Annotated in this window: 17 protein-coding genes; 4 read left to right on the top strand and 13 right to left on the bottom strand. The window is 45.6% G+C overall.

The genetic code is table 11. The annotated features are described in order from the left end of the window. On the bottom strand, positions 1-666 hold the full coding sequence (locus tag C8N47_RS03370; protein WP_211316028.1) for a 3-keto-disaccharide hydrolase: 666 nt from the start codon (positions 664-666) through the stop codon (positions 1-3). A 148-nt stretch (positions 667-814) separates the two neighbouring features. Then, positions 815-1,912, bottom strand: coding sequence for a ferrochelatase (hemH, locus tag C8N47_RS03365; protein WP_107821354.1), 1,098 nt, complete (start codon positions 1,910-1,912; stop codon positions 815-817). Positions 1,913-2,353: 441 nt separating this feature from the next. Here hemH and C8N47_RS03360 point away from each other — a divergent pair, with 441 nt between their 5' ends. Next, the gene (locus C8N47_RS03360; RefSeq protein ID WP_146161417.1) at positions 2,354-3,166 is read left to right on the top strand and encodes a hypothetical protein; all 813 of its coding nucleotides are present in this window, start codon (positions 2,354-2,356) and stop codon (positions 3,164-3,166) included. A gap of 581 nt (positions 3,167-3,747) precedes the next feature. Here the strand turns inward: C8N47_RS03360 and C8N47_RS03350 are convergent. From C8N47_RS03350 to C8N47_RS03340, 3 genes are all read right to left on the bottom strand, one after another. After that, positions 3,748-4,326: a hypothetical protein gene (locus tag C8N47_RS03350; RefSeq protein WP_107821121.1), complete on the bottom strand. Its 579-nt coding sequence runs from the start codon at positions 4,324-4,326 to the stop codon at positions 3,748-3,750. 122 nt (positions 4,327-4,448) lie between these two features. Continuing rightward, positions 4,449-4,685: a CDGSH iron-sulfur domain-containing protein gene (locus C8N47_RS03345; protein ID WP_107821120.1), complete on the bottom strand. Its 237-nt coding sequence runs from the start codon at positions 4,683-4,685 to the stop codon at positions 4,449-4,451. A gap of 12 nt (positions 4,686-4,697) precedes the next feature. Further along, the gene (locus tag C8N47_RS03340; protein ID WP_107821119.1) at positions 4,698-5,531 is read right to left on the bottom strand and encodes an NHL repeat-containing protein; all 834 of its coding nucleotides are present in this window, start codon (positions 5,529-5,531) and stop codon (positions 4,698-4,700) included. A gap of 133 nt (positions 5,532-5,664) precedes the next feature. Here C8N47_RS03340 and C8N47_RS03335 point away from each other — a divergent pair, with 133 nt between their 5' ends. Continuing rightward, entirely contained in the window at positions 5,665-6,795 is a 1,131-nt protein-coding gene (locus C8N47_RS03335) for a lactonase family protein (protein WP_107821118.1), read from the top strand. Positions 6,796-6,860: 65 nt separating this feature from the next. After that, a complete protein-coding gene (locus C8N47_RS03330) occupies positions 6,861-8,285 on the top strand; it encodes a PQQ-dependent sugar dehydrogenase (protein WP_211316027.1) in 1,425 nt (474 codons plus the stop codon). Positions 8,286-8,467: 182 nt separating this feature from the next. Here C8N47_RS03330 and C8N47_RS03325 read toward each other — a convergent pair whose 3' ends face one another. The 6 genes from C8N47_RS03325 to rlmD form a co-directional block, all read right to left on the bottom strand. Next, positions 8,468-11,656, bottom strand: a complete 3,189-nt coding sequence (locus C8N47_RS03325) for an ATP-binding cassette domain-containing protein (RefSeq protein ID WP_107821117.1) — start codon at positions 11,654-11,656, stop codon at positions 8,468-8,470. Between the two features lie 80 nt (positions 11,657-11,736). After that, on the bottom strand, positions 11,737-12,558 hold the full coding sequence (locus C8N47_RS03320) for a hypothetical protein (protein WP_146161416.1): 822 nt from the start codon (positions 12,556-12,558) through the stop codon (positions 11,737-11,739). Between the two features lie 155 nt (positions 12,559-12,713). After that, entirely contained in the window at positions 12,714-13,013 is a 300-nt protein-coding gene (locus C8N47_RS18635; RefSeq protein WP_146161415.1) for a hypothetical protein, read from the bottom strand. A 664-nt stretch (positions 13,014-13,677) separates the two neighbouring features. Next, on the bottom strand, positions 13,678-14,295 hold the full coding sequence (folE, locus tag C8N47_RS03315; RefSeq protein ID WP_107821115.1) for a GTP cyclohydrolase I FolE: 618 nt from the start codon (positions 14,293-14,295) through the stop codon (positions 13,678-13,680). 322 nt (positions 14,296-14,617) lie between these two features. Next, the gene (gene yaaA / locus C8N47_RS03310; RefSeq protein WP_107821114.1) at positions 14,618-15,385 is read right to left on the bottom strand and encodes a peroxide stress protein YaaA; all 768 of its coding nucleotides are present in this window, start codon (positions 15,383-15,385) and stop codon (positions 14,618-14,620) included. 55 nt (positions 15,386-15,440) lie between these two features. Further along, positions 15,441-16,856, bottom strand: a complete 1,416-nt coding sequence (gene rlmD, locus C8N47_RS03305; protein ID WP_107821113.1) for a 23S rRNA (uracil(1939)-C(5))-methyltransferase RlmD — start codon at positions 16,854-16,856, stop codon at positions 15,441-15,443. A gap of 196 nt (positions 16,857-17,052) precedes the next feature. Between rlmD and C8N47_RS03300 the strand changes: the two genes are divergently transcribed. Beyond that, complete coding sequence (locus C8N47_RS03300) at positions 17,053-19,203, top strand: AsmA family protein (RefSeq protein WP_107821112.1); 2,151 nt, start codon at positions 17,053-17,055, stop codon at positions 19,201-19,203. Between the two features lie 385 nt (positions 19,204-19,588). Here the strand turns inward: C8N47_RS03300 and C8N47_RS03295 are convergent, their stop codons facing one another. Both C8N47_RS03295 and C8N47_RS03290 read right to left on the bottom strand, forming a co-directional pair. Then, the gene (locus C8N47_RS03295; RefSeq protein WP_107821111.1) at positions 19,589-20,269 is read right to left on the bottom strand and encodes a hypothetical protein; all 681 of its coding nucleotides are present in this window, start codon (positions 20,267-20,269) and stop codon (positions 19,589-19,591) included. A gap of 43 nt (positions 20,270-20,312) precedes the next feature. Beyond that, positions 20,313-21,122, bottom strand: coding sequence for a DUF6694 family lipoprotein (locus tag C8N47_RS03290; protein ID WP_211316026.1), 810 nt, complete (start codon positions 21,120-21,122; stop codon positions 20,313-20,315). Positions 21,123-21,509 lie beyond the last annotated feature (387 nt).

Genomic DNA, 21,509 nt, shown 5'->3' with positions numbered 1-21,509 from the left:
TTATAATTTTTGGATTTCGATATTCCGGAAGTCAATTGGGTAGCCTTCGTATTGCAATAGGATTCGCCCTTTGGTCACGGAAGGATAGCGTCCTTCATTCACCAGTTTGCCGTTTAGCAATTGTTTGATTTCGCCGTTTTCAACGCGGATTTCAATTTGGTTCCATTGGCCGGCTTCTTTTTCAGCATCGTCCGTTCGTTTAACGACTACGCTTGGCCCGGGTTGGTTACGTGTTCCGTTTTGTTCGAGTGTTACATGCTGCAGGAGGATAAAATCGCCGGTTGCTCCTTCTTTAATTTGAAATTGAATGCCCTGTGGCCAAAGGGTGTCTTTTGCCGATTTGGGTACCAGATACATCAGTCCACTGTTTTTCTTTGAGCTTTTGCGGGAGAAGGTGGTGTCGGTATTCCAGCGGAATTCAGCTTTCAGCACAAATTCGCGAAACGATTTTTGGCTCATCAGGTAGCCTGCCTTAGGGCCGTAAAGGTGAATCATCTGGTCCGACACCCGGAACAGATCTTCCGCGTGTTCGAGTTTTCCGTCTTCTTTGGAAAAGGCATACCATCCGGATAAATTTTCCTGGTTAAAAAGAGCTTTGCTTTTTTGTGCTGACAGTGTTCCCAAGCATAGCATAATCAAGCCCGGAATGAAGGCGTATCTTAACATGGTGAATATTTTCGGGTTCGGGCTACAAAAATAGCTAAAACTGGGTGGAACTAGACACAATATACGCATGATTATAGCGCCGGATTGCAAAAAAGGCAGTCTTTCCCAATTTCGGGTAAGGCTGCCTTTTTCTTGCTAATTATTATTGTTAATTGCTGTTTATGGCACTTAAGTCAGTAATGTTGCGCTCGGGTTTAGCGGCTTGTGGCAACTTGTTTTTTTTTATCTCGCGGTTGAGCAGATCAAAGATGGTTTGCACCCAGCGGTCATCGGCATTCAGGCTTTCGGTATAGTTGAAGCGTTGTCCGCCTTTTTCGAGGAAAAGATCCCGGTATTGCTCGCCGATTTCGAGTGTGGTCTCCAAACAGTCGGCAACAAACGAAGGAGATACGACCAATAGGTTTTTTGTTCCCTTTTGAGCCAGTTGTTCCACCGTTGCATCGGTGTATGGCTTAATCCAGGGGTCTTTACCCAGTCGACTCTGAAACGAGGTGGTGTAGCCGTCCGCTGACAGATGCAGCTTTTCAGCAATTAGGCGCGATGTTTCGAAACAGGCCGCGCGATAACAGTAACGCTTTTTGTTGCCTTTATCGCAGTTGTTGGCCGGGCATCGCGAACAAAGCTCCAGCCCGTTTTCATTCATATTGTCCAGCTGTCTTTCGGGTATGCCGTGATAGCTGAACAGAATGTGTTCCGGCTTGTGAGTTTGAATGTCAGCTTTTATTTTATCGGCAAAATTGGCAATGTATTGGTCGTCGTCGTGATAACTGGTGATGACTTTGATGGTGGGAATGACATTCCATTTGGAGACCAGCTCCATGACTTTTTCAGCGACCGACCCCGTTGTTGCCGAGGCATATTGCGGAAATAGCGGGAAGACAATGATCTCTTCAACATTGGCCTGGCGTAATTTTTCGAGGCCTGATTGAATTGAGGGATTCTGGTAACGCATAGCCAGCTCAACCACAACTGAATCGTCGAATTTGCCGTTGAGCTTATCAACCAGCTGCCTCCCGTAAACCATTAGGGGTGAGCCTTCCTTTAGCCATAGCTTTTGGTATTCCCGGGCAACTTTAGGTGCCCGAAAAGGAACGATAATTAAATTGACGAGCATCCAGCGTTTCCAATGGGCAATGTCGATCACACGGCCATCCATTAGAAATTCACGCAGGTAAACAGCGACATCTTTTTTGTTGAAGCTATTGGGCGTTCCCAGGTTAACAACTAATACTCCTGTTTTTTTCATAGCAGCTATTGTAACGAACTTAATAAGATTGTTGCGACTTTGGTTTTTTATAGAACTGGCTTCTCTGCGGAAATCAGCTTGTTGTGTTTGTTTAACAAGTTGGGCACTGTTTAGGTTGACCAATTGTTCAAATTCGTTTGTTTCTTACTTCTCATGAAAAATAGTGCAATTCGCAACAAATACCTAATTCTTATAATTGCGAATACGGCAACCATCCACGAATTGTTTGGGCATCATGCGGGATTAGCACAGAATGCTTTCTGTCGGGATTTCTATTAAACCGGCAACAATGGGATAAAAGAAAAGAATCGTTTTAAGTTCCCGATGTTTTCGTTTTAATGGCAAAATTAGTAGTTTGTGCTGGCTATGAAAATTCGCAGCCAGCGGACTTAACAGTACTGTTTGAATTTGAAAAATACAAATAATTAATCTCCAAAAGTGATGAAACGATTTTTATTGATGGTCGTGTTTGCGGCCCTGGCCACGGGCCTGTGGGCTCAGGAAACGTATAAATATGTGATTATTCCAACAACAATACCGGACATCGGCAAGGGGCTTAACCCTTATGGGGTTAGCTCGGCAATTCAGCAGTCGCTGGCGCAAAAGTCCATTCAATGTATGTTCGAAACGGCCGAGCGTCCAGCCGACTATTGCGACGCGCTGATTGTTTCGGTTGAAAAGGTGAACTCCTTGTTGCGCAATAAGCTATTGCTTCGGTTTAAAGACTGCACGAATCGTGAGGTTTGGGCAGTTGAGGGAACCGGGATGTCGAAAGATTTTCGCCAGGGGTATGCTGAAGCGGTTAAAGATGCCTTGAAAGATCTGGATCATCTGCCGCGAATGAAATATACCTATGCTGCCGTAGCTGCTCAGGCTGCCACTCCAGTACCACAAGCGACTGAAAAGCCGGTCGTGGCGGTGGCTCCAACCAAACCCGAGGTTCAAAAAACGGAAAGTTCATCGGCTTATCAACCCACGAATATTTATTTCAATGAGAAATATTTGGTTGATTACCGTACCGGGGAAGGCGGTGTCGGAAGCCTCATCATCCTGAATGGACAAGGATTAGGTTATGAAAAGCTACAAGAGATTGCTCAGATTAAAGCTTCGGATATCGCCGGTATTTATTCGGTTACATGGACGCAGCCCGATGGTGTCGTTTGGAATGGCGTCGCTCAGCAAAGCGGAACGGAATTGAAAATATCAGTTTCCTCCGGAGACCAGAAAGAAGTGATTAATCTTCAAAAACAATAAACGAAAAGCTACCGCACCGGTAGCTTTTTTTTAGTCCTTTTAATGATGCTTCAGAGCATTTCTTTCGCCTTGAAAATGTGTTTTTAGCGATGGCTTAGCCATCCAATACCGATTCTATTTCAGTGGGTAAGATAGCCTGTAAGACGGTAGAATTTGGGTAGCACATGTGTCAACATAAAGATTCTCCCGTCCCGTACGGGACGGAATTTTACCCACGGAAATGCCAAAGCTACCCAAATTGTATCCCTCCGGGATTGCAGAAAGCTTTCCGTTTGATTCCGGTCTCTTAAGAAACATCACTCTGTTTCTTTTCTTTATAGCATTTTCGAATGTGAACACTTGATAAAACCAGGCCAACCGGTTTCCAACGTTTTGGCATTGATCGAAACGCCTTCTTTCTTGTTGATGGCGTTTTAGGCCGACAACCCGACAACTTGTGACAACAACGACAACGGGAAACCAAGACAACCCGACAACTTGTGACAACCGGAACAACAGCATATTCAAAATCGTCAACTTTCACGATTCTTGCAGATTCTCCGGAACCATGAGATTTTTGATCGGTTGAATCGATCGGAAGGCTATTCAAAACGCGAATACAACCACGATTGCAGCAGCATGGTTCCCAGTTCGTTGTTCACATAAAATACATTGGCCGAGAACTCTTTGTCGCCAAACAGACGGCTATACATATACGAATTGAGCGTAACCCCGTTTGGCAGGGTCATTTTGAGAACAAATTTTTCAAAATCGAGGGTTCCGACCAGTTGGTTACTGCTGGCGGTGTCAATTTGCGCTTCCGGAAATTGATCGGCAAAGGTTTGGTAAAGCTGGTTTGCCACCGATTGGCAATGATCCTGATAATCTCCACGTTCCAATTTGTCGTAATGTTGCCAGTTCGACTCAAAGTAGTTATAGTCGGCGCTTTTGAAAGCCAGAATTGTTTTGGGGTAGCCATGGTCAAGGCTGTCGGTCAGCAGACTGTCGGGTACTCCCTTTTGCAGATCCCAAACAGCAGCTTCAATTTGTTCGAAGCCCGGAGGAAGGTCGATGTGCCAGTTAAATTCGGCACTGTAAAATGTTGAAGTCTCGGTTTCGGTCTGCGCAAAGCTGGCGGTTGCAACAAAAATAGCGGCAAAAAGTAAACTTAGTTTTTTCATGGGCGATTTTCAACTTGGCCGGCAAGGTACAAATTATAGTGGCAGGCGAGTCTTAAAAATGCGGAGCGAACTATAAAGAATGTGAAAATGGCGGTGAGAATCCACCGCCATTTTCACCAGAGCTACAGTTTTTTGTGCGATCCGTCGCAAAATGGTGGATTGTCGGTTTGCTTACACCGGCACCACCAGACTTGTTTCTTTTCTTCAATTTTCACTTCCATCGGGCTAAAGTCGGTGTCTTTGTGCGAGCCGTCACAGAATGGTTGGTTGGCACTTAATCCACATTTGCACCAGTAATAAGTTCCTGGTTCCATTTCGAGCATGACCGGGCTTTTTTCAGCGATTTTTCCTTTTTTCATTTTCGTTTAGTTTTATTCGTGTTTTATTTGATAAGCAACAAGTTGGTTGTCGAAGAAAGTAGGCACCAACAGCAGTTTCAACGCTGTGGCATACCAAATATCGGCCGTGTTGATTTGATTGGCGGTGGAGTCCCACAGTTTGGTTTGTTGGCCATTATGCAGATAAAAGATCCGCCCCGGCCAATTTGAGAACACAAAGTTGCCGAGTTCATCTTTAGCCAGGCCATCGATGCCCTGGCAGTTGTTTTGGATAATCTCAACAGCTTTGGTTTGAATGTCAATGGCTTTCAGCTGCTCCGAACCGGCATACAGGATTCCGTTTTCGATGAACAAGCCATTGGTTTGGATAAAATCATCGCCTTCCAGCCAAATCGAGAACATACCGTTCTTTAATTGGTGGATGCGCCCGGCGCGGTTGTCCGAAACGAAGATCGTTCCGTCCTGACTGGCTGCGACATCGTTCAGGAAGATGGCTCCCGGAGCGGGGTAACGCGCAATTATTTGGGCTTTGCTGATCTCAATCTCGATCAGCTGGTCGATGTCGGATACATAGAGTTTGCCGTTCGAAACAGCCATTCCCTTGGGGGCATTGAGACCCGTTACCCATTGTTTTTGGACAATGGTTCCGTCAGGCTTTAAGAGCGAAATAAATCCGTTTCCGTCTTTGTCGGTGGGATTTCCGTTGATGTTGGCAACGTAGATGTTACCGCTTGTGGCATCGTAAAGCACCGATTCCGGCGTGCTCAGAACTGGGCCGGTGCGCCAAATTTCTACTAAATGTTGGCAACAGGCGTCGACCGAAAGCATCGACGAAAGGATGAGAAGTAAAAAAAGTGTTTTTTTCATACGGCTTTCAGCTTAAGTTTATATTTTAACAAGTTACAAAAAGTCTGGTAAACTATTGGTCTTCGGGTGTGGCAACAGTCGCCCCGCACGATCGCTCCGGGATACCAATTAATCGTTGCTAAAATCTGTTTTTATGAAATTCTATTCGCTGTTGATCAGCGCTTTGTTGATCTTGTTTGTTGCGTGTACACCCGAGAAGAAGATGCTTACGCTTTACGTGGGAACCTATTCGGTTGAAAATAGTGAAGGGATCTATGCGTATTCGTTTGATCCGGAAAACGGTGATTTGCGTTATCAAAGCGTGACATCGAATCGCGAAAATCCGTCGTTTATTTGCCTTTCGCCTGATCGGAAAAAACTGTATGCCGTTGGAGAAACGGACAATTTCGAGAATCAGGACAGCGGTTCGGTTACGGCTTATAAAATTGAAAAGGACGGAACACTTAGCCGGTTAAACCAGCTTGCAACACAGGGGAATCATCCTTGTCATGTTTGCCTTTCGCCGGATGGAGCAACGCTGGTGGCTTCAAACTATACCAGCGGCAGCATCAGCATTTATTCGGTGAATCGAGACGGAAGTCTGGCGGAGATGTCGCAACTGATTCAGCACGAAGGCTCAGGGCCCGATACCATTCGTCAACAAGGGCCACATGCCCACTCATCGCAGTTTTCGGCCGATGGAAGGCTGTTGATGACTGCTGATTTGGGTTTGGATAAATTGTTTTTTTACCGCTCCCTGCCGGACTCCATGACTTACGTTCCAGCCTCCCCGGCTTCCGTACAGATGGAGCCGGGTGCCGGTCCGCGGCATTTTGCCTATACCCGCGATATGCAGTACATCTATGTTATGAATGAGATGGCATCGACGGTTAGTGTGCTGAAAAAGGGGGATGAAGGCTATGAACTCGTCAGCTCGGTATCGAGTTTGCCTGCTGATTTTGAAGGCACCAAAGCCGGGGCCGACATTCATCTGAGTGGTGACGAGCGCTTTGTTTACTGTTCGAACCGAGGGCAGAATACGCTTTCCGTTTTTGCGCGAAACACGGATGATGGATCTCTGTCGATCATTCAAAATGAACCGGTGCAGGGAAACTGGCCGCGTAATTTTGTGTTGTCGCCCGATGGAAAGTTTGTGCTGGTCGCCAATCAGTACAGTAACAATATTGCCGTATTTGCCCGCGATGAGCAAAGCGGTCGGTTGACCTTCACCGGAAAAAATTACCAAATTCCGAGTCCGGTTTGTCTGAAGTTTCGGGAGCAGTAGAAATGAACAGGTTCGTCGGCTAACATTTTTGCCTATTGCTTGTTAGGATTTAAAAATCCTATCGCATGATGAAAAAACGATTTTCCTTTTTGGGAATCCTGTTGGCGACGATGTTCTTGTTTGCCTGTACGGGCGGAAACGGACAGATTAGCGCACAGGAACAGGCCTTAGCTGCAAAGAATTATCAACAGTACTGCGCCGGCTGTCACGGCACGAATCTCGAAAAATTTGAACATAAAGACTGGATGTATGGCGACGACATCGACAATGTTGTCCGGAGCATCCGGTTGGGGCGCGAAGAAATGGGCATGCCCGCTTTCGGGGTCACTTTTTCGGAGGACGAGATCCGAGCTTTGGCCGCTTATGTGAAAGCCGGGGTGTCGGAAAATCCGGATAAGCTGAAGCCTGCCCTTTCCGAAGGTGATTTGGTTGAGTCGGAACAGCAAACGTTTTTGGTCGATACCGTTGTCAGCGGGCTGCACGTCCCCTGGGGGCTGGAGTTTTTGCCCAGCGGCGATTTGTTGATCTCCGAGCGGGCGGGGGAGTTGTTGCGCTTTACCGGTGGCGAATTACAGAAGATTACAGGTCTTCCCGAGATCATGGCTAAAGGACAGGGGGGCTTGCTGGATCTGGAACTTCACCCGGATTATGTCAACAACGGATGGCTGTATTTGGCCTATTCGGCTTTGTCGGATGATGATCCGAGGCAGGGATGCACAAATATTATGCGTGCCCGGCTGGATGGAAATCGACTCGTTGATCAGCAAATCATTTTTCAGGGAACACCATCTTCTGCCAAAGGACATCACTGGGGCTGCAAGCTGGAGTTCGATCGCGAAGGCTATCTCTATTTTGGCGTGGGTGACCGGGGAAACCGCGATGAAAATCCGCAGAGTTTATCGAACCATGCCGGCAAAATACACCGGATTGAGGATGACGGCTCTATTCCTGCCGACAATCCTTTTGTGGGTACGCCGGGAGCGATGGCCTCGATTTATTCTTATGGACACCGCAACCCGCAGGGCACCTGTATGAATCCGGAAACAGGTGAGATTTTTGAATCCGAACATGGTCCGATGGGAGGCGACGAGCTAAATCTGATTCGTCCGGGGCTTAACTATGGATGGCCGGTTATTTCGTATGGCATCAACTATAATGGAACAAAATTTACCGACCTGACAGCGAAAGAAGGCATGGAGCAGCCACTGACCTATTGGGTGCCATCGATCGCGCCCTGCGGGATGACCTTCGTGAAAGGAAACCGCTATCCGAACTGGAAGAATAATATTTTGATCGGGTCGCTGCGGTTTCAATATCTCGAGCGGCTTGTCCTGGATGGATATGAGGTGATTCATCACGAAAAGTTATTGGAAGGGATTGGCCGTGTGCGCAATGTTGAAATGAGTCCCGACGGTTATGTGTATGTGGCCATTGAAAATCCCGGGAAAATATTGCGGCTTATACCCTACGATTCTTCCGGCTTGAAATAGTCAAATCATTCTCTCCTCAGTACCGTATTCAGCAGCTTGCCAGCGTTGAACAGGCTGGTAGGCGCCATGGACTAAGGCGGTGCGTGAATGGCGCTCACAGCCGTCGGGTGTGCACCCATTGGCTGACTAAGCCGGGTGCTCAGCCCGCTGCTTTAGCCGGAGGTAAGCGGGCAGAGCACCGTTTACGATTTGCCAGCCGATGGTTTTTTGACTTGTTTGCGCTTGTGTTCCGGTTTTATAAAGGCCATTGGATTATAGAAAATCCGGTCGCGTAATTGAGCCTGTCTTGTCAACTTCCAGCGGTTCACATAGCTAATCACTTTGCGCAACACATCAAAATAGAGCGAGATCGCCAGAATTGCGGTGAGCAGCCAAAGAAACAATACATTGAATAGTACCGTCGGTATTTTTAGCGAACCGATAAACTTGTAGGGGGCATAAAAATGAGCCCGGCCGTTTCTTTCAAACGGAATCCGGTAAATGGGCTCGTCGCCTTGGTGATAATGGTCATTGGAAATATAGATCTTGTTGGGCGAATATTTATCGCGCACCAGTAGCTCCATCTTCTTGTTGGTGTACTGGCTTTTAAATTCCTGAAGTTTGGCCGCATCACCATCAAAACGGGCCAGCAGTTCATTGTATTTCGTGTTTAGGCGATCGTTAGCTTGATGGTAGTATTCTTCAAAGGACTTTTTGGCTGTTGCCAGGTAATTTTTGAGCAGCTGATAATCGATTGACTCGTTTTGCGTTTCCCTTAGGCGCTGCAGATTCGCCAAAACAGAGTCGTTCGCCGGAACACCGTTTTGGGCAATATCTTCGAACGAGTTCAAAAGCAAGGGGGTAATTAGCTGGGCCTCCTCTGGCTCATTATTGTGCACCAAACGTTCGTGTGCCTGTGTGAGTTTATTCAGCTCCGGCACCAGATAATAGCTGTTGAAACCCCATCGGTTTTTCTCCAGCTCTTCATCGAATAAAAGCTTGCGGTACGAGTTGTTGGTGTATTGGTTCACCGACAATGCTTCGTACGACCAACGGGAGGCCATCAGGTCGCCGATAATGGGGGTGTGGTCGTGGCTGGCAATTGAGTTGTGCATCTTGTTGAAGTCGACGATGACACCACTAAGCAACAGTTGCGGTACCAACAGCAGCGGGATCATCACATAGATGGCGACCGCTGAGTCGAGGCCGGCCGATAAGTTCAGACCCAGTAAGTTGGCAAAGCAGGCTGTGGTAAATAAGATTGCCCAGTTCTCGAAGGTTAAGCTGTGTATCTCGAGCAGGTAGTTTCCAATCAAAACAAACGAAAGCACCTGAATGGCCGAAATGATGAAAAGGATTGTAATTTTTGAAACAAAATAGGCTCCTTTGCTCAGGTTCAGAAACTCTTCGCGTGTTCGGATTTTTCGGTCCTTAAATATCTCTTCGGCGCTGATGCTTAGGCCGATGAATAGTGCAACGACTACGCTCATAAACAGGTAGGCGGGGATGTTGTCGTTTTCGGCAAAAATATATTTCCCCTGGTAGAAAAATTTGGTGAAATAGCCCAGAATGAGTGCCAGTATTGGTGCTTCGAGCAAGGCTATGGCCAGGTATTGTTTATTGGATCGTTTGGATTCAAAATCGCGTTGCAGGAAAAGCTTGAACTGTTGTCCCCAACGAGGTGTCTTAAACAGGTTTTCGGGGAACTTAATTTTTTTTACCGGGTTGGAGTGCATAAAGTCGACTACCCGGGGTTCCACTTTCTCGCGGTAGTTCTGGTACCATTCCTCGGGCGACACTTTCCGGCGGCGGATGCTCTTGCCGAAGGGATCCACCATCCGGGCCTCGATGATCTGCAGGGGTTGTTCGGTTTTCACATTACCGCAGCTCATGCATTCGCTCTCATCGGGGTTTACATAGTTGGCCTGATTTTTAAAGTAGGTGATCGCCTCCATGGGGTTGCCAAAAAATACAACCCGCCCACCTTTATCCATGATGATGATGCGGTCGAAAAGCTTGTAAATTTCGCTCGATGGCTGGTGAATGTTGGCAAACACCAACTTGCCTTTCAGGCATTGCCGTTTCAGCAGGTACATGACCTTCTCGGAGTCCGCGGAACTTAAGCCGGAGGTGGGCTCGTCGACAAACAAAATGGAGGGTTCGCGCATTAGTTCCAGGGCAATGTTGAGGCGTTTACGCTGTCCGCCGCTGAGGATTTTTTTCAGCGGGTTGCCAACAACCAGGTCGCGGGCTTCCACCAAATCAAAATCGGTGAGGGTTTGCTCAATGATGTCGTCGATCTTGTCGTCATCCAGATTGCTGAAACAAAAACGAGCATTGAAGCGAAGGTTTTGATACACCGTTAGTTCTTCGATTAGCAGATCATCTTGCGGCACGTAGCCGATTACACCGTTTAAATAGTCGGCATTCGCGGGTTCGTGCAGGTTGTAACCGTTGATGGTAATTTTGCCGCCACTGGGTTTTAGTTTGCCATTCAGAACATTCAGCAGGGTTGTTTTGCCCACACCACTTCCCCCGATAATGCCCACCAGATCGCCCGAGCGTTCCTGGAAGCTAAAGCCGTGCAGGCCAAGCACGCGGCGGTTAAAGCGGTATTCAATATTTTCGGCATTGAACACAATCATCGGCTTGCCTTTGGCCTGGATAAAGCGCGACATGACACTGCTGTAATAAATCGGGATAATCCGCGATGTTTTCAGCACGCCGCCCGGGGTGAAAATGTAAATGCGCTGTTGGGTGAGGCGGTGTCCGTTCAGGTAAAGGTTTCGGGGGCCGCTGTATTTGAAAAACAGGGTGTTGATACTCGGGATACGAATAAATTCGATGGTTACCTGCTGGTTTTCCCGATAAAGATGCTTAATCTCTTCGTCGGCGTATTTTTCGTCGCCGTTAATCACAAAGAGCCAGCTTTTTTCTTTCACTTTCTGAAATGAATACAGGGCGAAGCGGTAAAAGTGATTGTACTCTTTGGCATCAATGTTAAGCCCCATGGCCACCACATGCACCATCTTCAAATCATCAATATTCAGCCCGGTGGTTTTATTGATGAAGTTGAACAGTTGCGTGACAATCAGAAAGCGGATGTTCAGATCGTAGTTGTAGGCGATGTCGCTGCAAATCTGGTTGAGGTACTTCTTGTTAATAAAGCGCTTGTCCATGTCCTGGCCGGTGTAGAAGAACTCCCGGTGGTTGATGTGGTAGTACCCGACAAAGCTTTGGTACATGTTCAGGTATTTATCGACCAATTCCCGGTTGAAATTCTCTTTCAGGTACGATTCAACCAGGTTCATGTTTTCCGAAGATAACCGTTTGTCGTAGTTGGTTATAATGGCAAACAGCTTGACTAAGGTTTCGATAATGCCTTCGTGCATGGGGTAGGTTATGAAAATAGGGTTTTTGTAACCGACGTTGGCGGATACAAGAACCCTATCAGTTTATTGCTGAGAACTAATTACTGAACGTATGCCGCTCTGATGTCGGTTACGGTTTGGGTCAACTGCTTCACCTGCGTTTCGCTCATGGCAGTTGTTCCTTCTTCCAACGCGTAAATGGCGTTAATGCTCTTAATGGCCTCATAGGCTTCTTTTACGGTTGCCGAATCTTTGTAAGGTTCCATCATCTTTTCCATTTCGGCAATGGCATCTTTTTGGAACAGAATAGCTTTGATGATTTCCGGATTCTGGAAGGTATTTTCCGAGATGTGTGTGGTCAGGTACAGCCCTTCAACCACCGAACCGGTTAACACCAGGTACGACAACTCGGTGCGCCCTTGCTTATTGAGGTACGAATAAGCATTTTGGAACATATTGGTTACAATGTCCACCAGCTGATCTTTATTATCCAGGTTTTCTTCAATCTGATCGGGCAGATTTTCTTCAAAAGCCGAGGTAAAATCAAGGTCTCTGATCAGTCGCTCGCAAGCGGTAAAGTAGGACTGGATCTCTGCTTTTTGATTATAAGTTGTAGCATAAGCCAGGTCAACGGTATAGATTCCCAGGTTTACCGCTCTTGTTTTTTCTTCGAAATAGCTTTCTGCCTTGGTCGGATCGTTCGAGATGTCGATGATGTAGCTTGCCTCGATGGAGTTCAGCATGTTGGTCACTTCGAAAGCAGAGGGAAGCGGATAGGTATATTCTTCGATTTCTTTCGCGATGACATTTTCAGCAACATCTGCTGTTTCTTTTTTGGGTGACTTACCCGTGCAGGATTGCAAGGCGGGGCTTAAAATTCCCGCTAAAAGTGCTAAAGCCAATAATTTGTTTGTCTTCTTCATATCCATTGGTGATAGTTTAAAATCGTTAACTGTGAATTGGTTCCCGGATTTGGGGCAGGGAGATGATTTTCGGGGTCAGTCTATCCGCCGTGTGATCCGGATTTGGAGCTAAAAATAATATAAAAATCGGCCTTTAGAAAAATGAAGTTGATTTTTTATGCAAGATGGAAGGCGATGACAGCACAATCGGATCGCGATTGGGGCATTTCGCTTTCTGAAAGAGCCGAGATGTGGAGCCAGGTGTTGATATTGAGTTGATTGCGTATGGAAGCTACCGAGGCGATGCGAAGCTCCCTGTGTTGATGGAATGTTAACTGTACATCGGCGCATTTTGTTGCCGGAATCGACGGCGAATAAAAACTACATGATTCCGGGGAATCACCAACAGGGAGGAAGGTCAGGGATTTTTTCAACGATGCTGTTGTCTCAAGTTGTCGGGTTGTCGTGGTTGTCATGGGTTCCCGTTGTCGTGGTTGTCTCAGGTTGTCGGGTTGTCATCCAACAGATAGCATCAGAGGCTATTGAACAACCAGCAGCGTGGAGTTCTGGCATTCTTGGATTTCACTGAATAGACCAGTATTTCGCAGTAACTCTCCCCTGAATTGAACCAATCCTGGCGGATTAATTTAATTCTGTCCCCTCTCTGCGCAAAGCGCGGGGGAACCCCGAAGTAGCTGATAGATTGCAAAGAATGCATCAACGCATAAGAATAACGTTCGATCTAAAAGAAAGATTTGGGGACCGGTTGGCCTATTTTTAAGAGGCCGGAATCAAACGAAAAGCTTGCTGCAATCCCGGAGGGAGGCCATTTGGGTAGCTTAACGACGACAGTGGAAATTCCGTCCCGTACGGGACGGGAGAATCTTCGTGTTGCCTTGCGTACTACCCAAATTATACCGTTTTGAAGGCTAATTTATGCGCTGAAATAGGACAGTATAATGCCGATAGACTGAAAAAGGAGCATTGGAACGAAGTGATAGGATGCGACACTTTTGAAGCTAATCGGTATATAATGGCTAAAGCCATTGCTGAAAAATGAAAACCCGTCCGGTAGGACAAAAGATCCTTTCAGAAAAAAGTGCCGGAAATTAGTGTTTTCCGGCATTGTATGCTGTCGGTTTATTTCGAACTAATCAAACGGATGAACTCATCGCGGGTGGCCACGCGTTCAAAGGCTCCGGTAAAATCGGAGGTTGTTGTCACCGAATGTTGTTTCTGAACCCCTCGCATTTGCATGCACAGGTGTTGCGCTTCGATGACGACAGCCACACCAAGCGGGTTCAGGGTTTTCTGGATACAGTCTTTTATTTGGCTGGTCAGGCGTTCCTGCACTTGCAGGCGGCGGGCAAAAGCATCCACCACGCGGGCAATTTTGCTGAGGCCGGTAATGTAGCCATCGGGGATGTAAGCCACATGAGCCTTGCCGATAAAGGGGAGCATGTGGTGCTCGCACATCGAGTAAATCTCGATGTCTTTTACAATAACCATCTGGCTGTAGTCTTCGCGAAACATCGCTCCCCGGAGCATCTCTTCGGGGTTTTGATCGTAGCCTTGCAGCAAAAACTGCATAGCCTTGGCTACGCGGAGTGGTGTTTTTTGCAGCCCTTCGCGGTTCACATCTTCACCCACCAGTTTCAGAATGCGGGAATAGTGTTCGCCAAGTTCGGCTGTGGTTTTTTCGTCAAAGCGGTCAATACGTTGATAGCCGCTCAAATCTCCGTTAAATGAATCTTCCATGTGTATTAATGTCAGTCCTGAAATTCAGGTTTGAACCCGCAAAGATAAAAGTTTCTCGCAACACGAGCCCATTGATGGTCATTCCGTTGTCATTAAGTCGTCATTGGGGGAAATTTCAATCCGGCTAAAATTTCATTAACAGCCATTTATTTAATGGCTATATTCTCGAATAGTACGTCTGGTGTTTGTATTTATTTGTATGATAATGCTTTGTGTCTTTTTATTGTGTGGTATTGCCAATACACGCAAAACGAAGGTATCACAACTATCTGATAATTTAACGATCTATTGGTTGACTGTCAATGACTAATTAACCGCTTCCCTACAAATCGCGGGTGAAAACCCATTTGTTGCCACTGGACAAGTCGTTGTTGAAATAATAACCGCCCAGGTCGAAAGCTTTCAGGTTTTCGGGTTCGGTGATCTTGTTTTCAATTATAAACCGACACATCAACCCCCGGGCCTTTTTGGCATAAAACGAAATAATTTTATACTTCCCTTCTTTGTTGTCCTTAAATTCGGGGGTGATGATAGTGCCCTTTAGTTTTTTAGTATCGATGGCTTTGAAATATTCTGCCGACGCCAGATTGATCAATACCCCGCCGGCAGCCGCCAGCTGCTTGTTTAACTCGTTGGTAAGTGTTGGTTTCCAAAACTGGTATAAGTCTTTTTGGCCATCTACGGCCATTTTGGAACCCATTTCCAATCGGTAGGGCTGTATCAGGTCCAGAGGGTTGAGCAGGCCGTATAAGCCGGATAAAATGCGGAGGTGATCCTGGGCAAAATCAATTTGGTCGGGGCTAAAATTTTCAGCCTGCATCCCTTCGTACACATCGCCGTTAAAGGCATAGATAGCCTGCTTGGCATTTTCGGGGCTAAAGGGCGGCGACCAGCTTTGGTTGCGCTCCAGGTTCAGTGTGGCCAGCTTAGCCGAAATTCCCATCAGCTTAATCAGATCTTTCTCGGTGAGCTGTTTTAACTGGTGGTTTATGCGGCCGGCTTCGTTTAGAAAAGCCGGTTGGCTGTATTTTTGAGTTGGCGGTTGACTTTCAAAGTCCAGTGATTTTGCCGGTGAAATAATCGCGATCATGATGTTGAATATTAATCCTTACTTATGGAACAAACAATCGATAAATTTATACGGTTCAGTTGTTTTTTCGAATAAGTTGTACAACATTCTCAACGTGGTGGGTGTGGGGGAACATATCCACCGGTTGTATTTTACTTACCCGATAGTGCTCGTCCATCAGCGCTAGGTCGCGGGCTTGTGTTGCCGGGTTGCAGCTAACATATACAACGCGCTGGGGCGCTGCATCGAGGATGGTTTTCACCACATCTTCGTGCATCCCGGCACGGGGCGGGTCGGTGATGATCACGTCGGGTTTCCCGTGTTGGCGGATGAAATCGGCGTTCAGCACATCTTTCATATCGCCCGCAAAAAACAGGGTGTTCTCTATTTTGTTGATTGCTGAATTCACCTTGGCATCTTCAATGGCTTCGGGAACATACTCTACGCCAACCACTTTCTGTGCCTTCGCAGCAACAAAGTTGGCAATGGTGCCGGTTCCGGTGTACAGGTCGTAAACCACCTCGTTGCCAGTAAGCTCGGCAAACTCGCGGGCAACTTTATACAGCTCGTAGGCCTGTTTCGAGTTGGTTTGGTAGAAGCTCTTCGGGCCGATCTTAAACTTCAGCCCTTCCATTTCTTCAAAAATATGATCCGGTCCTTTGAAGGCGATGATGTCCTGGTCGCCAATAGTGTCGTTGGCCTTGCTGTTAATTACATACATAATTGAGCTGAGCTCGGGAAACTGATCGGCGATGGCCTGGAGCAAAGCGGTGCGGGCATCAACATCTTCGTGATAGAATGCAACAATCAGCATGTTTTCGCCGGTCGATGAGGTGCGCACAATCATATTGCGCAAAAATCCTTCCTGTTGGCGAATATCGAAGAAGCTCAGATCGTTTTCAAGGGCATACTCGCGAGTGAAGTTACGCAGTTGGTTCGATGGATTGGGTTGCAGCCAGCACTTGTCGATGTTGATGATCTTGTCGAACAATCCCGGAATGTGGAAACCCAGTGCATTCATTTGCTTGGGCGCAAGCTCGGCATCCATCTCCTCGAAGGTCAGCCAACGCTTGTTCGAAAAGCTGAACTCGAGTTTATTGCGGTAAAAGGTGTTTTCGGCCGATCCCAGGATTGGCGATACTTCCGGAAGCTCAATTTTGCCGAGTCGCCGAAGTTGATCGTCAACTTGTTTTTGTTTGTAAAACAGTTGTTTTTCGTAGGGGAGAAACTGCCACTTACAGCCTCCGCAGGTTCCGAAATGTTCGCAGAAGGCTTCCTGGCGGTCTTCCGACTTTTGGTGAATCTGCGTAACACGCGCTTCCATATACTTTTTGCGCTTTTTGGTCACTTGTAAGTCCACAATATCGCCCGGAACAACATGAGTGGTAAACACAACAACGTCGTTCACTCGTGCAATAGCTTTTCCTTCGGCACCGATGTCGGTGATTTCTACCTGCTCAAAAAAAGGTTTGTTTTTTCTGCTTCTTCCCATCTGTTCAAAAAATTTTTGCAAAAATAGCTAAATCAGCGAAATCCGAAACTTCAAAACGACAATATGCACAAAAGCGATGGCCTGTTCTTCGTTGTTGAAAATTTGTTCTGTTCGCAGTGGGAAGTTAGCTCTACTCCGGTTACTTTTGCTACTGTGTTTATCTGCACTAAATAAAATTGTTAAGCCTTTTTAGTTTATGAAGAAACGATACTACGTAGCCGGTGGACTGTTGTTGATTGTTGCAGCCCTTTTATTCTTTTTATCGTCGATGGTGAAAAATTACCTGGTGAAGAACAGCCCCGGGTTAACAGGCCGTAAATTAGCGATTAAGGAACTACATTTCAATTACTGGAAGGCGGCGGTCTCAGCTGAAGGGGTGGTTCTGTACGAGAAAAATCAGGTGGACAGTTTCATCGCTTTTCAATCGTTGACGGTTGATTTCAGCCCCTGGAAGTTGTTGCATCGCGAATATTCGTTTTCGCAAATCAGCCTGGTTGAGCCACAGCTTAGCATTGAACAATACGCCGATGGATATAATTTCAGCGACTTAATTCCGGAAGACGACAGCCTGGCAGTAGCGGAAAACACAAGTGACCAATTGATTCGCTTTAGTTTGTATAATCTTAAAATGACGGGCGGAAAAATACGCTTGTATGATCAGACGGTTGAAAACCGAATTACGGTTAGCAATTTGGATTTTAGTTTGCCGCTGATCGCCTGGGATAATCATCAGTCGACCGTAGGCGCCGGTTTTCATTTGGGAGAGCAGGGAACAGTGCAGGTGAATGCCTTGGTGGATCAGCAAAAGCAATGCTATACGGTTGACCTAAGTACAACCGATGTGCAGATTAAGCCGGTGAGCAACTACCTGACGGACTATTTTGATGTCAGCTCGATTCGTGGTTTGTTGACTTCAGATATTCACATCTCGGGAAGTTTGGCGGATTTAATGAATGTGCAGATTACCGGCTGGGGGAAACTTAGCAATGCTTCGGTGATTGACGGGCAAGGCGAAACACTGTTGTCGGTGCCCGAAATACGGAGCCGGATCAAAGAGCTTGATCTGAAAAATTACGCCTTCAATTTTTCGTCGATAGAGATTGATCAACCAGCATTGGCGGTGACGCGCGGAAAGGAACAGACCAATGTAGAGCAGTTTTTTGCGCCTTTGCTGGCCGAAGATACGACCCAGCTTGTGCAGCTAACCATGGAGAAGGGCGACCAACAAACAACGAGCTACCGGGTTGACACGCTGAAGGTGAACCGCGGATCGCTCCGTTTTGCCGACCACACCTTGAACCGCACCTGTACGATTGACTTGACGGAATTGAATGTGGAATTGCAGAATTTGTCGGACAGTTCAACCCGCATGCCCATCAGCTTTAACACAAAAATTAACAAGTCGGGCCGTTTTTCCGGCCAAACAATGGTGAACATGCAGGATCCCTTCGATTTTTACCTGGATGGAAAGTTGCAGAATGTTGACCTAGTGAGTTTCTCGCCTTATTCCGAATATAACATTGCATCGCCTTTTACCCAAGGCTGGTTCAGCTATGCCATCCGGGTGAAAATGGCCAACGGAAAGCTTCAAAATGAAAACGACATCCATGTTGGTGAGTTGGAGTTTGGAAAGAAAACCGGCGATAAACCTTATGTGAAGGTGCCGGTTCGGCTGGCGCTTTATGTGATGAAGGATGCCAAGGACAATATCGATATCAATATGCCGGTGAGCGGATCGACTGATGATCCGAAATTCAAACTCGGGAAAATAATCTGGGGCGCTTTTGTGAATGTGTTGTCCAAGGCAGCGTTGTCACCCTTTAAAGCGATGGCCGGCCTGGTGGGTACCGACCCCGAGAAGATGGAGTACCTGAACCTGGCCTATTTGCAGGATACGCTCGAAAATGATCAGTTGAAAACGCTGGCCTCGTTGGCTCAAATTATGCAGAAGAAGCCCGATTTGCTGGTGACTTTCATTCAGCGGACCAACGAAGAACTCGAGAAAGAAAAACTGGCGGTGAAACTGGCCAAGGCGAATTATATGGCTGAACAAAATGTGGTGGATTTACCGACTGACGACGATAGCAAATTCAGACAATTCCTGAATGCGAAACTCCCCGCAGCCGATTCGCTGGATGTGGAGGTGGCTTGCTCTAAATATATTCCGGACAACCAGCTTAACCAAGCGTTTGTAGAGCTGCTGCAACAGCGCAACCGGATGATTAGCGACTACTTTGCGGAGCAACAAATCCCGGCCGGGAATATTTATGTGGGTGTTGCCGATCTGGAAAACCTACCGGACGAAATCCGTCGACCCGAGTTTAAAGTGGAGGTTTCGTTGAAGTAGGGGAGACGGAGCCAATAGCAGGCGGCTTCTATCGTCGTGCTTTACGGCGCAGCTGAGCTTGTATGGTGTTTTTTTTTGGGGGGGGGAGTTGTGTTCGGCTGTCAAACCCGCTTGCCGGAAAAGCCCCTTGCTGCCGAAAACAGGGTCAAAGCAGAAGCTATTTGGCCGGCATAGTCGGTTTTGCAGCCAAAACCGGGCTTGAAAGGCCAACAATACCACCCCAAACGCCTTCCGAAAGGGAAACAAAAAACCGATTGAAAACACTATCCGAAAATAGTTAATTAACAGTCGGTTAAGCCAGGGGCAGTGTTTAGTTCAACAAAGCCTCCAATGCCAAGCGTATGCAAGCAACGCTTGATTAGAGGCTAAGTGTTATGCCCAGTTTTTATTCTTTAATCAATTCAGGATTTCCAATTTTCCTATTTTCTATTTTTTGTTTGTACTTATTCCCGTCAATATCTTCAAATAGCAATTCAATTTCATAATCTCTATTTCCATTGTCTTGGTTTCTGCCTGACGGAGTAATATTCGCTTTAATTTCAATATTCTTGCCACTGTCAATTTCTACTTCTGGATTCAATTTTTCAAAGATTATAAATTCTCCACGGATTTTATTTAGTCTTAAATTTCTAGCTGTAAATCCTTTATTTTTAAGATTAATTAAAAAGTTTGATGAGCTACCAGAACCTCCATTATTTGTAAAATGTGGTTTAATTTCACTAAGTCTTTTAATTTCCTGAATTTCAAGTTTCTTTTCTTCAATGCCTTTGTTATGAAGGAAAATGTCATTTTGTAATTCGATTTGTTTACTAATTAAACTGTTCGACTCTTTCATTAATACGGATTGGAATTGATACTCAGATGTTTGTTTTGCCAGTTCATTAATTTGTTCTGTCATTTTTTTTATCATCTCATCTTGAGATATCGCCAGATTTTCTAGTGAATTTATTTTTCTCTCTTGATTTTTATCCTTTTTAAATATTTTAACTATCCCCCAAATAATAATAGGAATACTCAAAAAAGATGATGCCGCGCTTATCCAGTCAGGAATTGTAGGTGTTGACATATTTAATAATTTAAAAATGACTGTCAATTTCTTTAGTTCAAATCTATTTTTTGAATTCTGGGTATGCCTTTAATAATTCTTCTAACCTGTCTTTGTCATATTCATCGAAATCATCAACTGAAAACAATGTTTCGCCATCAGCACCATCAAGTTTTTTTACTTCTACAATTAAAATTGCATCCTTTGGTGCATCAACAGTTCCCCATTCTCCAAAACTATTTGGTGCTAGTCGCCAGGTAACTTCTTCTCCTGGTTCTAAACCTCCAGCAATTTGATAATTAAAATCATCCTTTAACCAAGGAACTGAACGATTTGGACTAGAAAGAATTCCCGTGAAATATGCCCTTGAAACAGCATGTTCGGTTCCGTTAAAAACAGTAAGTTCGATAATTGGTTCTTCTGTTATGAAATATGTGCCTTGTTTTCTTTTATAGAATCTAGAACGTTTTACTTTGAATTTATCAAGTTCATGTTTGGCTTGTTCTGCTTTTTCTTTTTTTGCATACAATTCTATAATTTCATCTTTTGCCTGTTGTTTCTTTTTTAATTCAATTTCAACTTTAATTCGTTCTCCCTCCTTGATTACATCCGAAGCTGTCATTCCATTTAGTTTATTTCTTATATCTCCAACGGTTTCTTTAACCCCATTTTCAGACAGTAAGTTGCTAAAGTCAACTCCATTTAGCATTATTATTTGTAATGCTTCTTCGAATTCTTTTTTGTCTTTATCATCAAGAGATGATTTTACTTTTTCAATTGATTCTTTCATAGCTTCTTCAGATGTACCATCTATTTTCTTTGTACAAGAAGCAAGTAAGAGTGTGATTAGTAATAAAAATATTGTTTTTTTCATAGTGGTATATTTTAGGTTATTTCATCTTTTTCAAATTGGGCATAACGTTCTGTGTATGGACAGTAGGGCAGATTCGAAGCACTTCAGTTTCGGTTTACCACTAAGCCAAAACAAACGTTTTTACTTTTAATTTTCTTTTTTGTTAAACGTCAAAACTTTGTTTTGGCGTTGCCTGCTCAAAGAACAGGACTTTCAATTTATCACTAATTGCCCTATTGGCTATACACCTTGTTGAACTAAACCCGCTTTGCGGGAGCTTATTGCTCAGCTAAAAATAGGAATAGTTGGCGGGATGTTGCGACTTTCGTGCTTTTAAATTTTAAACAAATTGATTATGAGCAGAAAGTCCTACCTGGAGCAGGCCTGCGAGGCTGTTCCCGAGTTCAA

This window comes from Mangrovibacterium marinum (assembly GCF_003046625.1).
In the GTDB taxonomy this organism is placed as follows: domain Bacteria; phylum Bacteroidota; class Bacteroidia; order Bacteroidales; family Prolixibacteraceae; genus Mangrovibacterium; species Mangrovibacterium marinum.
Note: the sequence above shows the minus strand (reverse complement) of the source record. Positions and strands in the feature narration are given on the sequence as shown.